This window comes from candidate division TA06 bacterium (assembly GCA_016208585.1).
In the GTDB taxonomy this organism is placed as follows: domain Bacteria; phylum Edwardsbacteria; class AC1; order AC1; family EtOH8; genus UBA5202.
Window position 1 is genome coordinate 15,608 of sequence record JACQXR010000004.1, and the last position, 14,308, is coordinate 29,915.

The 14,308-nt window shown below is 50.1% G+C and carries 13 protein-coding genes; all 13 read left to right on the top strand.

The annotated features are described in order from the left end of the window. Positions 1-4 precede the first annotated feature (4 nt). A complete protein-coding gene (locus HY768_00265; GenBank protein ID MBI4725657.1) occupies positions 5-1,174 on the top strand; it encodes a 1-deoxy-D-xylulose-5-phosphate reductoisomerase in 1,170 nt (389 codons plus the stop codon). Between the two features lie 147 nt (positions 1,175-1,321). Then, positions 1,322-2,005 (top strand): site-2 protease family protein, encoded by a 684-nt coding sequence (locus tag HY768_00270; GenBank protein ID MBI4725658.1) that lies wholly within the window; start codon positions 1,322-1,324, stop codon positions 2,003-2,005. A gap of 29 nt (positions 2,006-2,034) precedes the next feature. Then, positions 2,035-3,750 (top strand): AMP-binding protein, encoded by a 1,716-nt coding sequence (locus tag HY768_00275; GenBank protein MBI4725659.1) that lies wholly within the window; start codon positions 2,035-2,037, stop codon positions 3,748-3,750. A 110-nt stretch (positions 3,751-3,860) separates the two neighbouring features. After that, positions 3,861-4,358 carry a hypothetical protein gene (locus HY768_00280; protein ID MBI4725660.1) on the top strand — a complete coding sequence of 166 codons (498 nt, stop codon included), beginning with the start codon at positions 3,861-3,863 and terminating at the stop codon, positions 4,356-4,358. Positions 4,359-4,360: 2 nt separating this feature from the next. Beyond that, positions 4,361-5,122 (top strand): DUF1828 domain-containing protein, encoded by a 762-nt coding sequence (locus HY768_00285; GenBank protein ID MBI4725661.1) that lies wholly within the window; start codon positions 4,361-4,363, stop codon positions 5,120-5,122. Positions 5,123-5,145: 23 nt separating this feature from the next. Next, complete coding sequence (locus tag HY768_00290) at positions 5,146-6,762, top strand: site-specific DNA-methyltransferase (GenBank protein MBI4725662.1); 1,617 nt, start codon at positions 5,146-5,148, stop codon at positions 6,760-6,762. Next, positions 6,759-7,052, top strand: coding sequence for a nucleotidyltransferase family protein (locus HY768_00295; GenBank protein MBI4725663.1), 294 nt, complete (start codon positions 6,759-6,761; stop codon positions 7,050-7,052). Before HY768_00290 ends, HY768_00295 begins: the two co-directional genes overlap by 4 nt. Next, the gene (locus HY768_00300) at positions 7,049-7,393 is read left to right on the top strand and encodes a DUF86 domain-containing protein (GenBank protein MBI4725664.1); all 345 of its coding nucleotides are present in this window, start codon (positions 7,049-7,051) and stop codon (positions 7,391-7,393) included. Before HY768_00295 ends, HY768_00300 begins: the two co-directional genes overlap by 4 nt. 3 nt (positions 7,394-7,396) lie before the next feature. Next, entirely contained in the window at positions 7,397-9,916 is a 2,520-nt protein-coding gene (locus HY768_00305; protein MBI4725665.1) for a DEAD/DEAH box helicase family protein, read from the top strand. Between the two features lie 36 nt (positions 9,917-9,952). Then, positions 9,953-10,222 (top strand): SocA family protein, encoded by a 270-nt coding sequence (locus HY768_00310; protein MBI4725666.1) that lies wholly within the window; start codon positions 9,953-9,955, stop codon positions 10,220-10,222. Between the two features lie 181 nt (positions 10,223-10,403). Continuing rightward, a complete protein-coding gene (locus HY768_00315) occupies positions 10,404-10,646 on the top strand; it encodes a hypothetical protein (protein MBI4725667.1) in 243 nt (80 codons plus the stop codon). 104 nt (positions 10,647-10,750) lie between these two features. Then, a complete protein-coding gene (locus HY768_00320) occupies positions 10,751-12,385 on the top strand; it encodes a hypothetical protein (protein ID MBI4725668.1) in 1,635 nt (544 codons plus the stop codon). Between the two features lie 153 nt (positions 12,386-12,538). Then, on the top strand, positions 12,539-14,275 hold the full coding sequence (locus HY768_00325) for a lamin tail domain-containing protein (protein ID MBI4725669.1): 1,737 nt from the start codon (positions 12,539-12,541) through the stop codon (positions 14,273-14,275). The last annotated feature ends 33 nt before the right edge of the window (positions 14,276-14,308 follow it).

A 14,308-nucleotide genomic window follows, 5' to 3' on the forward strand; every position in this document is an offset into this window, starting at 1 on the left:
ACATTTGGACAAAAAGAAAAATATCATAATCCTGGGTTCCACCGGGTCCATTGGCACTCAGACCATCGAGGTCATAGCCAAACATCCGCAGCTTTTCAAAATTGTGGGGTTGGCGGCCAATTCGCGTTTTGATCTTTTGGCCCGGCAGATAAAACAATTCAAGCCCCAAATGGTCTGTATCGGCGACAAGGCAGCCGGCCTGGCGGAGATTGACGGGCCGGGTTCCAAATTCAAGTTGGTCAGAGGCCCGGAAGGCTTAAAAATACTGGCTTCCCTGCCCGGGGCCGACATGGTGGTCAACGCCCTGGTGGGCTCGGCCGGGCTGGAGCCGACCCTGGCCGCCGTCAAGGCAGGGCACGACGTGGCCCTGGCCAACAAGGAGACCCTGGTAGCCGGCGGACAACTGGTGATGCCGGCGGTGAAAAAGAATAAGGTACGTCTGCTTCCCATTGACAGCGAGCACGTGGCCCTGCACCAATGCCTGGAAGGGCGGGATCCGGCCACCGTTAAAAACCTGATACTGACGGCCTCGGGCGGGCCGTTCCGCAATCACAGCCTCAAGCAGCTTGACAGGGTCAAGGCCCGGCACGCCCTGAACCACCCCACCTGGTCCATGGGTAAAAAAGTGACCATCGATTCGGCCACCCTGATGAACAAAGGGTTGGAGATGATCGAGGCCCATTACCTGTTCGGCCTCCCGCCGGAACGGATAAAAATAGTCATCCACCCCGAATCCATAATCCACTCCATGGTGGAGTTCAGCGACGGCTCCATTATCGCCTATCTCTCCACCCCGGACATGCGGCTGCCGATCCAGTACGCCCTGACCCATCCTCAACGCCTGCCGTCATTAGTCAAGGAATGCCAGCTGGATGAATTGCCAAAGCTTACCTTCCATAAGCCGGACCGGATGACCTTCAAATGCTTAGGCCTGGCCTATCTGGCGATAAAACGGGGGGGGATCATTCCGGCAGTGATGAATGCGGCCAATGAAGCGGCGGTGCAGGCCTTTTTGGAAGGGCGGATAAAATTCCTGCAGATCCCGGGTTTGATCGCCGGAGTGATGAATAAATTCAAGGCGACCGGGGTCAGGCAGATATCCGACGTCACTTCAGCCGGCCAGTCCGCCCGACGGCTGTCGGAAAATATTTTAAAGTCATTTCAGCGCGAATAAAGCGCAAATAAAGATTGACAACCTGGCCGCCGGTCTGTTATTCTTCGATGTTCCAAGCGATACCCCATTCGTAGTATGGCTGGCTGAAAAACACCAAACGAAGAGGCCGGAAGGTCCGCTAAAACAACTCCAAAATTTCTTCTGATTATGAATTTGAAAATATTTGAATATATCCTGATAATTCCTCCGGTGCTGTTCGCCATCACCATTCACGAAGTGGCCCATGGGTTCATCGCTTTTAAACGGGGGGATCACACCGCTTTTTTAATGGGACGGCTCAATCTGAATCCCCTGAAGCACCTGGATCTTTTCGGAAGTTTTATCTTCCCGGCCATGCTGATATTCTTCAAGGCTCCTTTTGTGTTTGGCTGGGCCAAGCCGGTGCCGGTCAATTTTTTCGCCTTAAAGAACCCCAAGCGGGACATGATCTGGGTATCGGCGGCCGGACCCGGCAGCAACCTGCTGGTGGCCGCAGCGGCCGGTCTTTTCTTCCGGTTGCTATATCCCTTTTATGGGGGGCCGGAAACGCTGCTGCACCCGGTGCTGGTGATCCTGTTTTATTTTATCTTGATAGATACGGCTTTAGCCGTATTCAACCTGATTCCCATCCCGCCCCTGGACGGTTCTAAGATCCTGGCCGGACTGTTGCCCGGGCCTCTTTCGGCAAAATACTTAAGACTGGAAAAATACGGGATGTTCATCTTTATGGCGCTAATAATCATCATCCAGCTGACCCGGATCAATTTTCTTTCCTATGCGCTGGCCCGGCCGGTGGTCCTCATTTCTCAATTCTTCGGGGGGCCGGAGCTGTTCCAGTTTATGCCCAGGTAAAAGCATCGGCAACTCAATAAAAAACAAAGATGCAGAATTTCAGCGACAAACACTACCCGGTGCGGGAAGGGCTGGGCCTGATCACCATCAAGGGGATGCTGGCCCGTTCGGCCGGGCTGTACCCTTACAAGACCGCCCTCCAGATCAAGCGGGGCAACGAGTTTTATAAGGTCACTTACCGCGAGCTCAAGGAACGGGCGGATCAATTGTCGGCCGGGTTGGGAAAGAAAGGGATCAAGTTTGGCGACCGGGTGGCCTTGATCGGCGAGAACTGCCCGGAGTGGGTGGAGGGCTATATGGCCCTGGCCAGCCTGGGTGCGGTGATCGTGCCTTTGGACACCCAGCTTAAGGCCCAGGAGATCCGGCACATCCTGACCGATTCCGAAGCCGTGGCCCTGCTGGCCTCCAATAATTTCAAGGAAGCGGCGGACGAGGCAACCAGCAAACTTTCCAGTCTGAAACATCAGTTCTCCCTGAACAACCTCCCGGCCCTTTACGAAACGCCCGAACCCAAGGGGCTTAAGCGACAGGTCCAGCTGGACGATCTGGCGGCCATCATCTACACCTCCGGCACCACCGGGCAGTCCAAGGGCGTGATGCTCAGCCACAAGAACATCATGTCCGACGTGGACGGAAGTTACCAGATATTCCATTATGATCATCACGACAATTTCATTTCAGTGCTGCCTCTTCATCACACTTTCGAGGCCACCTGCGGGATGCTGGTGCCCATGTATGTGGGGGCCACCATCACCTACGCCCAATCGCTGAAATCTCGGGACATCATCAACGACATCCGGGACAGCCAGGCCACCATGATGGTGGGGGTCCCGCTGTTGTTCGAGAAGATGTACCAGGGGATCATCCGGGCGGTAAAGGAAAAGCCGCTTTTGACCCGGATGGCCTTTTCCACCTCAAACGGCATAGTCAAATCCATCAAGACCATTACCGGGAAAAGGGCCGGGGGCAAGGTGTTCCAGTCGCTGCGGGAGAAGGCCGGCCTGTCCACCCTCAGGCTTTTCGTCTCGGGCGGGGCGGCCCTGAACGTGGAAGTGGGCAAGGGCTTTGAGACCTTGGGTTTCGAATTGATCCAAGGCTATGGTTTGACCGAATCATCTCCGGTGCTGACCATCAATACCATCAAGAATCCGGATCACGCCTCGGTGGGCCCGCCCATTTCCTGCGTGGAGCTGAAGATCACAGACCCCGACGGCAGCGGCATCGGCGAAATAGCCGCCAGGGGCCCCAATGTGATGCTGGGCTATTACAAGAACCCCAAGGCCACCGAAGCGGTGATGAAAGACGGTTGGCTGCTAACTGGTGACCTGGGTTACATCGACAAACGGGGCTGCCTTTATATCACCGGACGGGCCAAGAATCTGATAGTCTCGGCGGCCGGAAAAAACATCTATCCCGAAGGGATAGAGGCCCAGCTATTGAACAGTCCTTTCATTACCGAAGTTCTGGTGATCGGAGAAAAGAACCCCCAGACCGAACGGGAGGAGGTCCACGCCATCATTTATCCCAATTACGAGGCCTTTGACGAATATGCGGGCAAGCACAAGCTTACCCTGGACACGGCCCAGATAGAGAAGATTTTAAAGGAAGAGGTCAGGCGCCAGTGCGGGCACCTGGCCGATTACAAGCGGGTTAAGCATTTTTCCCTCCGGGAGGAGGAGTTTCCCAAGACCACCACCCGTAAGATCAAGCGTTATCTATTCGTCGGCAAGAAGGTCAATGTTTAATACCATCATGGAAATTTGAAAGGCCCAGGTCGGCAGGGCCATCGACGCGGTCCTGCAGTGGCAGGAAGTGGCGGGGTGAGGTAATTTTGTCAGTGAAAGGAGTTAATATCATGGTTGACCGCGAACTTAAACTCACGCAATCTTTTCTCGATTCATTGATCATCTGCCCAAAAGAAATCATAGAACCGCCGAAAAAGGAAATGCAACTGTTGAACGGTTCTTGGCGCAATAGCATGAAGCTAAAATCGAAAGACGGGAAGCATGAATTTACTGTATTCATGAGGAAAAACGAAGCGTTTGAAGAAGATTTTTCCATCGGTTTAGTCTACCATACGAAAGAGAAAATTGGAGACATCATACTTGCACGATACAACGGACCCCATGACGTAGTTGAAGATTTGGAATCTGTCCCCCATTTTGGTTATCATATACACACTGGAAAGGCTGAAAATATTGAAAAGGGTATGAAGCCGGAACGGGGTGGCCTTTTGACGAAAAAATACGCAAGCTACCAGGAAGCCTTGATGTGCGCATTGGCTGATTTTCACATAACCAACGCTGGCGAGCATTTCCCAACCTACCAAAGCCCAACACTGTTTGGTGAATGAAAATGGATTACCTAAGTCTGCTCAAAGAACAATTAAACGGCCGGATTGCATTCCGGGAAAAACGGCCAGGAATAAACCAACTGCTGGCCCCGTTCTATCATGAAGATGGAGACATGATGGAATTGTACCTTGAGGCCTCAAAGGTTAATGGCGGAAAAATCCGTGTTTGTGATCATGGCATGACCCTGATGCGCCTTTCGTATTCTTTTGAGTTAGATACAGAAAACAAACAACGCATATTCAACAAAATATTGACGGAAAACCAGGTTGGCGTGGAAAACGGGAATATATATTTGGAAACTTCTCCGGAGGCGATATACCCGGCTGTCATGCAGTTCGTGCAGGCAATAGCCAAGGTCAGCAACATGAGAATATACAAGCGCGAGGTAATACAAAGCCTGTTTTACGAGATGCTGGAGGAATTCATCGAGGAAAAACTGGCAAAATATAATCCAAGTTCAAAAGTATTCCCGATTGAGGACCGTGACGACCTGGAGGTGGATTTCGCCTTCGAGATATCGCCTCGCCCAATATACTTATTCGGCGTTAAGGACACCTCCAAAGCGCGTCTGGTCACCATTTCCTGCCTGGAGTTCCAAAAGAAAAAGCTGCCTTTTAAAAGTTATATTGTTCACGAAGACTTTGAAGAGCTGCCTAAAAAGGACAGAACAAGAATAACAAGTGCAGCAGATAAACAGTTTCCATCTTTAGATGATTTTAGGTTAAATGCAGAATCGTATATTGAACGTGATAAAGCTGCATAAACCGTGCTATAAAGGATATAACCATGCCCACTCTCCAATTCAAAGGCAAAAACATAATCTGGAACCACCACCTTACGATACCCTACCACACGCTGGAAGAAGTGACCAAGTTGGACTTTCAAGCGAAGAAGGGCGAGGGCACTTCGACCCTGCTCAGTGCAGGTAATCTTATTATTGAAGGCGACAACCTGCTGGCCTTAAAAGCTTTGTTGCCGCAGTACCAGGGTAAGATAAAGTGCATTTACATTGACCCGCCGTATAATACCGGCAATGAAGGCTGGATATATAACGATAAAGTAAACAGCCCTCTTATAAAGGAATGGCTGGGCAAGGAAGTGGGCAAAGAAGATATGACCCGTCATGATAAGTGGCTTTGCATGATGGTGCCAAGGCTGCGTCTTTTAAGAGATTTGCTTGATGATGATGGTGTTATTTGTATTAGCATAGATGATCTTGAACTTGGCAGTTTACTTAGAATTATGGATGAGATATATGGTGAGCAAAACAAAGAAGAGGTAATTTGCTGGCGGCGTAGACACAATCAACCAAACGATAAAAGCAAAGCAATTGGAAAAGTTGCAGAATTTATAGTAATTTACGCTAAGAATCTAAATACACTGAAATCCAAAGGTACATTTAATGGTTTAGCCTTAAGTGGTGATTTTTCGAATCCGGATCATGATCCAAAAGGTGATTGGGCCTCTAAACCATGGAAATCTGGTTCAGGGCAGACAGGCACTAAGTATAAAATAGTAACACCAACGGGCAAGATATTGTCGGAGGAGTGGTTAGGTACAGAAGATACTTTTAAAGCCTACTTGGCTGAGGGTAGAATATATTGGCCTAAAAATGGTGATGGTCTACCAAGGAAGAAGTATTATAAATTTGAAAGAGAAATTGAGGGACAGTGCGCACATAATTTTTGGGGTCATGAAGAATTCGGTTCAAATCAAGAAGCCTCTGATGAGATAGCATCCTTAAAAATTGAATTTGATAATCCCAAGCCAACAAAGTTAATAAAATCATTGCTTCAAATATTTACAATAAAAGATTCCATTATACTCGATTCATTCGCTGGGTCCGGTACTACCATGCATGCACTGTTTGATCTAAACAAGGATATCGGTAGCAAACGTAAGTGCATCATGGTGCAAATGACCGAGGCCTCAAAACAGGAACCTGATAAGAACATATGCAAGGACATAACTCGTGAACGTGTAAAACGGGCCATAGAGAAATACGAATACGAAAGCGGTTTTAAATACCTTCGGGTGGGCGATCCCATTGACCCCGAAAGCTTACTTTCCGGCGTTCTGCCCACATACAAGCAATTTGCCAAGTACGTCTATTACCTTTGCACCGGCGAATATCTAAAGGATGAAAGCAAAATAGACGAAAAAACCTACTTCGTGGGTTTGCACAAACAACAGGCGATTTATCTTGTTTACAAAAAAGACTATGATGAATTGACCAGACTGGCATTGAATCTACCGTTGGCGGAAAGCATACTAAAAGCCCGCAAGGGTAAAAAGTGCATCGTCTATGCCCCGGCTTGTTTTTTGGATGAGGATTACCTGCAAGAAAAGAACATAGATTTTGTAGGCATACCGTATAATTTATTCAGGAGAAACAGCCAATGAAAACGATGGCTGAAATCAAGGAAACGCTGTCCAAGCTTAAAGACGAAATCCACCGCCGCTATGGCGTCAGCCGGCTGGAGATATTCGGCTCATATGCGCGCGGCGAACAGCGGGTGGATAGCGATTTGGACGTGCTGGTGGAGTTTGACCGCGAGGTGTCGCTCTTTGACGTCGCCGGACTCCAGATTTATCTTTCCGAGCAGCTTGGGGCGAAGGCGGACGTCGTGCTCCGGCGCAGCGTAAGAAAAGAACTCAAGGACATCATCTTCGCCGAGGCGGTGCCGGTATGAAGCGCCGGTCGAAATTATTCGTCAGCGATATACTGGAAAACATGCGTCTCGCGGAAAACATCGTAGCCGATATCGATTTTGAAACCTTCGTTTTGCTCCAAGAAAAGCACTATACGGTGATCCGTTGCATCGAGATCATCGGGGAAGCGGTAAAAAACCTACCGCCAGAGCTTAGGCGGAAATATCCCGATATCCCCTGGAAAGAAATGGCGGGAATGCGGGACACGGTCATCCATTTTTACATGGGAGTGGATTACGGAATTGTTTGGAATACCATCAAGAACGAGTACCCTGTTGTGCGTCCCCGGATTGAAAGGATTTTCGGCGAGTTGGAAGAATAGGTTATGTTTCTGAAGAATTACCAACATAAAGTCGTTCTCGTCTTGCAGCAATTTTACCGGGCTGCGCGGGAAACGAAGAACAGTTACAATACCGCGCGCCAGGCCCTGCCGGAAAATATGCGGAACACTCTTAATTGGGTGGAGCCGGTATTTGCCGGTGCAGGCAAAGAATATCGGGACAAATGCAAAAACGGGCTTAACGAATGGTATCCCCGCCTAGTCATGAAGGTCCCCACCGGCGGGGGTAAGACGCTGTTGGCGGTTGAGGCCATCCGCGAATATCAAAATTTGTTTGCCCAAAAACGAACCGGCCTGGTAGTTTGGATAGTACCCACGGAAACCATCTACACCCAAACCGTAAAGAAACTGCGCGATAAAAGCAATGTGCTGCGGCAATTGCTTGACCAGTGCAGCGGCAACCGCACGGTTATTTTGGAAAAGGGCCAGCGTCTAACCACCCAGGACATCGAAGAAAACTTAGTCATACTTTTCGTGATGATCCAGTCCATCAGCCGCCATAACGGCAAGGAGGCTTTAAAGGTATTTCAGGATTCCGGCGGTTATGAGAGTTTTTTCCCGCAGGACAATCGGTATGACCTGCACGCTGAATTACTGAAAGCATACCCCAATATGGATTTGCTTTCGGAAATAGGGCCTTTAATCAAAACCAGCCTGGGGAACGCCATCAGGGTTTCCAAGCCATTCATAATCATTGACGAGATACACAAGGTATTTTCCGATATGGCGCGGGGTACCATAGACAACCTTAACCCCGAAATGATCCTTGGGCTTTCCGCCACGCCCAAAGCCGAGATGAATACCTTCGTGTCAATTACCGGTTTGGAGTTGAAGGACGAGGAGATGGTCAAGCTGGACATGCACATCCTGCCCCCGGCCAGCCGTCAAAGCAACGACTGGAAGGCGATGGTTAAGGAGATCAAAACCCACCGGGAAAAATTAGAGAAAAAAGCCAGGGATTTTCACGGGTCAAGGGGCCTATATATCCGGCCCATTGCCTTGATACAAGTGGAGGCCACGGGCCACGACCAGCGCGGTAAGGGCAGGGTGCACAGCCAGGATGTGCGTGAATACCTGATGGATTTGGAAGTAAATCAGGATGAAATCGCCATCAAAACCGCCGCCCAAAATGACATCGAGGATGTCAACCTGTTCGCCTCGGATTGCCCGGTGCGGTATATAATCACCAAAGAAGCCTTGCGCGAGGGCTGGGATTGTTCCTTTGCCTATGTCCTGGGCATTATACCCAACGTTAATTCGGATACCGGTATTACCCAGTTGGTGGGCAGGATAATGCGGCAACCCTATGCCCAAAAGATGGGCATCAAGGAACTGGACGAAAGTTATGTTTATTATTCCAGGGGCGATACCCGCCAAATGCTGGAACGGGTAGCGGCTGGATTCAGGAAAGAGGGGCTGGAAGACTTGGTAAACAGGATAAAGTTAAAAAACCGCGACGACATTAACCAGGAAAAAACGGTCAAGATAAAAAAGAAATTCAAAAAGTACGAATATGCTTTTTATTTGCCGGTGTGGGTGATGATAGGCGATAGGGATAAAAAACGGCGTTTTTCCTATGGCGCCGATATAAAGCAACAACTTGACCTTGCCCAATTAAAGATTGAAGACAAACAAATAAAAACCATTGACAGTAGTCTGAGCGAGGAAAATAAGGAACGGCAGTCTTTTGCAATAACCATCAATAGCCAAAGCCGGACGACATTCCGCGAAGAAACATCGTTGATTAATGAAGAAGAAAATGTCAACATTGACTACCTTACCCGCCGCTATGCAGAACTGATAGAGAATCCCTTCCATGCAAGAAAGACGGCAATGGCCCACATCGCCGTTTTGAGAAGTAGACTGGGCAATAAAAAGCTGGCAGAGCATTTCAGCCATATTGCCTCTATGCTGCACCGGATGTTGAATGACGAAAAAACAAGGCAGGAAGAAAAAATATTCCACAAATACTTGGACGACGACAAATTAGTTCTGGCGGTTTCCAACGAAGGCGAGATAGGTTATCATATCCCGCAAACGGATTTTATGACTGTCAACCCGGTGCCCAGCGCTTACGATAATTATTTATACGAAGATGCTGATATGAATACTATGAACGAGCTTGAGCGTAAGGTGGGCGATATACTTGACCGGCAGGAAAAGATTCTCTGGTGGTATAGAAACAAGGCCAGCAATAATTGGTATGCCATCCAAGGCTGGCAACAATATAAAATACGGCCGGATTTTGTGGCCGCCAGGAAAAAGGGAAGCGACCAAATCGAACTGCTTTATGTTCTCGAAAACAAAGGGGAGCATCTTGCCGGTAATGCCGATACCGTATACAAGAAGAACGTGCTTGATAAAATGACGGAGCAGCATCGCAACGGCAAAATCAAAAAATATCAGCAAACGGAGTTGGACTTGTTCACTATAAACGAAAAAGCAGAATTCTATTTGGTCGAGGAAAATCAGGAAGAAGCAGGAATAAAAACACTTTTTAAATGAACAAAAGTAATTGTTCATCTGTTGGAATTTTGTTTTATGTTAATAGATCATAGCCGTGAAAAATTATTGAATGCCGCAATTTATTTTGCAAAACACACAAAATATTGTGGCATGACAAAACTTATGAAACTTTTTGCCTTTTTGGATTTTATTCATTTTAGACAAACAGGCAGAAGCGTTACAGGGCTTGAATATTATGCATGGAAAAGAGGGCCGATACCTGCAAGCTTTTGGAGTGAATTAAAAGACCAAAAAGAACCGGATATAGTTTCGGATAAAATATCATGGCGAAAATACTTTGGATAGAGGATGGCGCATATGCGGATTTGCAGGAGCTTGTTGTCCCAATCTACATACAGGGACGGCATGATCTGACTATTGCGTTGGACGCTTCGGAAGGATGTGGGCATTTATTGCAAACGCAGTTTGATGCTGTGATCGTGGGCAGGCGAATCCCGCCGGGGAATGATAGGGGCTGGATAGAATTATGCAACAAAAAAGAGAAAATAAAATAACTGCAAAATTGGGCCTTCAATTGCTCTATAAGAGTCCTTCAAAGTTTGAGTTTGATAAATTGATAAAAGTGGAACGGATTCCTTCTTGGATTGATCCCATAAAATTCGGTTTATTCACGGTTGAAAGCAAAAACGACCATTTAAATGATATTATAAACGATGGTTGTTTTTTAAAGGGGAATGCTGATAAAGCATTCCCCCTTATTTTTACTTAGCTATTGACCCCAAAATGTATTTTATGGTAAAGTAAAACATAATAACATACGGAATTCAGTAAGCTATGCCCCCCAATCCCCCCCCAAAAAAAATAATGGTGATCATGCCAGACGGCAAGGTGATCAAACCTGCCGGCCGGCAGATAATGGTGATTATGCCCGATGGCCGGATGATGGAGCCATCCATCGTCATGACCATTGACGACCTGCGGGACAAGCAGAAGACCGTGTTCCGGATGTTCGGGGGCAGCCCCCAGATGATAATGAGCGCCAAGGAAGCTTTGATGGTAGACATCTCCGAGGTCCTCAAGGAGACTTTCGGTGACAAGCTGGAGGTGATGGGACAATACAAGACCGACATCCTGGTCTACTACGCCCCCAACGCCTTTTCCGGGGACAAACAACGGGCTATCACCGTGGCCAACCAGGTCTACGCCGACCGGCTGAAGCAACTGGAAGTGGAGCGGCGGGAGCACATGGCGGCCATTACCCGGTTAAAGACCCTGTACGAAAATGAAAAGGGAAAATCGGTGCAGTTCGCCGCCATGGCCAACCAGTTCCGGCTGCAGACCATGTCGGACAATGAGAAGGAACAATTAGTGACCCGGGCCCGCAGCGAAGCCCTGGAGATGGTGGAGGAGGCGGTCAAGTCCATCGAGGCCGAGAAGGCCGACCTGGAGCGCACCCTGGAACAGCTGGCGCTGCAGCTTTCCGACACCATCACCATCGCCCAGCACTCCGAAGAGATGGAACGCCTGAAGCAGGAATACGGCGAGGTCAACAAACGGGCCATGCTGGTGCGTCCAGCCGCTGATCTTGACGATTTGTCGCTGGAACAGCAGCAGGAATACTCCCGGCACCTTCCCAAGCTGTGCGATCAGCAAGGCAACGAAAGGCTGTTTGATCTGGCCCAGGTACTCAAATTAAAGGGGGAGGAGCAGGGCTTAAGCGAAGGGAGCCATGTGCTGGTGCGCTACCAGCCGGGCGACGAGGTAAAATTCTTCATCGGCCGCCTGTTCTTCAACGACACCAAGGACTATGTCTGCCTGGGGCAGGGGTTCGAGATCACCTCCAGCGTCTACAAAGGCCAGGCCAAGGGCGAGATTCCAAGCGATGAGGAAGTGCTGGGGATCATCGGCAAGAATCCGCTTCACGTCCAGATCTACTTAGAAGCGGTCAGGAACTCCTCCATCCAGACGGTGCAGTTCTGGCTGCACGACCTTAGGGCCGGCCAGCTGCTGGAGATCCAGTCCATAGACCAGGCTATCGGAGACCTGCAGGAATCGCAGATGCACATCGCCCACCAGCGGACCTACGAGCAGGGGCCGGCCGAAGAAGAATGCCGGGCCGAGGAGTCCATCTTAGAACAGCAGGCCGAGGTAGACGAGGAGCTACAGGCCATCAAGCGCCTGATAGTGGGGCCCCTGGCCTCCAAATACGTGCCCGACGAGATGGAATGGCGCAAAAAAATGTCGCTGGCCCGGGATAAGCTTCAGAAGGAGATGGCCCAGCGGGAACTAAAAAAGCTCAGGGGGAAAAAACAGAAAGAGGTCCAGGCCATCTACGAAAGGGTCAGCCGGCTTTTATTTGACGAGGAAATGGTGGGTAAGGCCAATGTCAACCTAAAAAAATATCCGCCCCAGATGATAGCCCTGCGGGAAAAGATTAGCGACCGGATGGGGGAGCGGATCAAGCACGATGCCGGGCTGCTGAAAAAACTGCTGGCAGACATTGAATAGGGTTTGGGTTTGCGCAGCACCCTGCCTTCGTCACCTCAGGAACTCACCCAACCCTCTCCTAAAGTTCGGCCTACGTAGCAGGCAGCACTAATAAATGCTACTACGGCATCGGCAAGGTTTAAACAACCCTTGGCGGGTCAGTAGTGGGTAAATATGAAAAAGCAATTAACCATGACCGAAAGATTAAGCATAAGCGGCTGGTGGCTTTTAGCCGCCGTTTTTTTTATTTTCTCCACGGCCCGGGCCGGGGTGGTCATCAACGAGTTTTGCTATTACTTGGACCCGGCCGGCGACACCGGCAAGGAATGGGTAGAACTCTATAATCCCGATTCCATCGCCCAGGGTTTATCGGGCTATGATATTTACCCCGGCCGCTCGCCCCATTACATAATTCCCCAGGGCTTTGTGCTGCCGGGAAGATCTTTCGCGGTCTTGTATCTCCGGCTGGCCGGCGTCAATACCGTCTCAGATCTCTACGAAGGGACCGCGCCCACCGGCAACATGCCCAACGTCAAGGGGTCGCTGGCAATATTTTCCGATTCCACCCGGGACAGCATCATCGATTTTGTGCAATATGGAGCGGCTGGGCAGACCTACGAAGCCACTGCGGGCAATGCCGGGATTTGGACCCGGGGGAATTTTGTGGATACTGTTACCTGCACCTGGTCGCTGGGCCTAGGCAGCGACGGAGTGGATAACGACACTTCCGCCGACTGGTCAAAATTTGCAAAGCCTACGCCGGGATACACCAACAGCCCGCAAGCTTACGATATCGCCCTGTCAACGCCATTCACCACGCCGCTGGAGATTACGGCGGGAAACACTTTTACCGTTTCGGCGTTGGTGAAGAACCAGGGAACCAATACCGCCCGGAATGTCTCACTTACCTTTTACCAGGATGCCAACGGCGATTCAATTTGCCAGTCCGGGGAAACGGTTTTTCATCGGGAGCAATGGGATTCTTTAAGCAGCGAAAGGGTTTGCAGTTTTACCCATAATGCTCAGGCCGAGGGTGCTTATCAACTGATGGCCATGGTCCTTAGCGACAGCGAAAGCGTTTTGGAGAACAACCATCAGCTCTTTTCATACCTGGCCGGCAGTCCTCTGGTAATCAACGAAATCATGTACGATCCCTATGCCGGGATGCCGGAGTGGGTGGAGCTTTACAACCGTTCCGGCAGTGCCATTGACGTTTGGAACTGGACCTTGGAAGATGCCACGGTTTCGCCCCAGAACATTACCACCGTCCATCAAACCGTTTTTCCGGGCGCGTTTTTGCTGCTGGCTCAGGATACCATATATCTGGGCGGAACTTGTCCCAGGATTAAAGTCAATGGCTGGCCTTCGCTGAACAACGATGCCGACATCGTCTGTCTGCGGGATCAAAGGGGCGCGGCGGTGGACCGGGTGCAGTACCAGTCTTCCTGGGGCGGCGGGGACGGCAAGTCGCTGGAAAGGATCAATCCCTTTTTGCTGAGCCAGGATGCGGCCGGTTGGGACGGATGCGTGGTTTCAAGCGGTTCCACTCCCGGCGCCCAAAACAGCATCTATATTGAAAAACTGGAATCCTCGGCTAACTTAAGCATTTCTCCCAATCCCTTCTCCCCGGACGGCGACGGGTTCGAGGACCGAACCCTGATAAGCTTCGATCTCGCCTGGACCAGGGCGGTGGTCAACCTCAAGATCTTCGACCGGCTGGGACGGCCGGTGAAGACCCTGGCCGAACAAAGGGAGTTCGGTAACAGCGGCTCGCTGGTCTGGGACGGCCGGGACGGCGGGGGGCGGATCTGCCCGATAGGGGTTTACATCGTCCTGCTGGAGGCCCGGGACGCCAACGGCTCGGGGTCGGTAAAGAAAAAGCAGACGCTGGTCCTGGCCCAAAAACTATGAACTTGTCCGTTCCTACGTTACTCCTTTAATACA

Excerpts from the sequence above, each read along its gene's own strand:
- HY768_00270 (MBI4725658.1), top strand. The coding sequence starts at position 1,322 with ATGAATTTGAAAATATTTGAATATATCCTGATAATTCCTCCGGTGCTG.
- HY768_00275 (MBI4725659.1), top strand. The coding sequence starts at position 2,035 with ATGCAGAATTTCAGCGACAAACACTACCCGGTGCGGGAAGGGCTGGGC.
- HY768_00280 (MBI4725660.1), top strand. The coding sequence starts at position 3,861 with ATGGTTGACCGCGAACTTAAACTCACGCAATCTTTTCTCGATTCATTG.
- HY768_00285 (MBI4725661.1), top strand. The coding sequence starts at position 4,361 with ATGGATTACCTAAGTCTGCTCAAAGAACAATTAAACGGCCGGATTGCA.
- HY768_00290 (MBI4725662.1), top strand. The coding sequence starts at position 5,146 with ATGCCCACTCTCCAATTCAAAGGCAAAAACATAATCTGGAACCACCAC.
- HY768_00295 (MBI4725663.1), top strand. The coding sequence starts at position 6,759 with ATGAAAACGATGGCTGAAATCAAGGAAACGCTGTCCAAGCTTAAAGAC.
- HY768_00300 (MBI4725664.1), top strand. The coding sequence starts at position 7,049 with ATGAAGCGCCGGTCGAAATTATTCGTCAGCGATATACTGGAAAACATG.
- HY768_00305 (MBI4725665.1), top strand. The coding sequence starts at position 7,397 with ATGTTTCTGAAGAATTACCAACATAAAGTCGTTCTCGTCTTGCAGCAA.
- HY768_00310 (MBI4725666.1), top strand. The coding sequence starts at position 9,953 with ATGTTAATAGATCATAGCCGTGAAAAATTATTGAATGCCGCAATTTAT.
- HY768_00315 (MBI4725667.1), top strand. The coding sequence starts at position 10,404 with ATGCAACAAAAAAGAGAAAATAAAATAACTGCAAAATTGGGCCTTCAA.
- HY768_00320 (MBI4725668.1), top strand. The coding sequence starts at position 10,751 with ATGCCAGACGGCAAGGTGATCAAACCTGCCGGCCGGCAGATAATGGTG.
- HY768_00325 (MBI4725669.1), top strand. The coding sequence starts at position 12,539 with ATGAAAAAGCAATTAACCATGACCGAAAGATTAAGCATAAGCGGCTGG.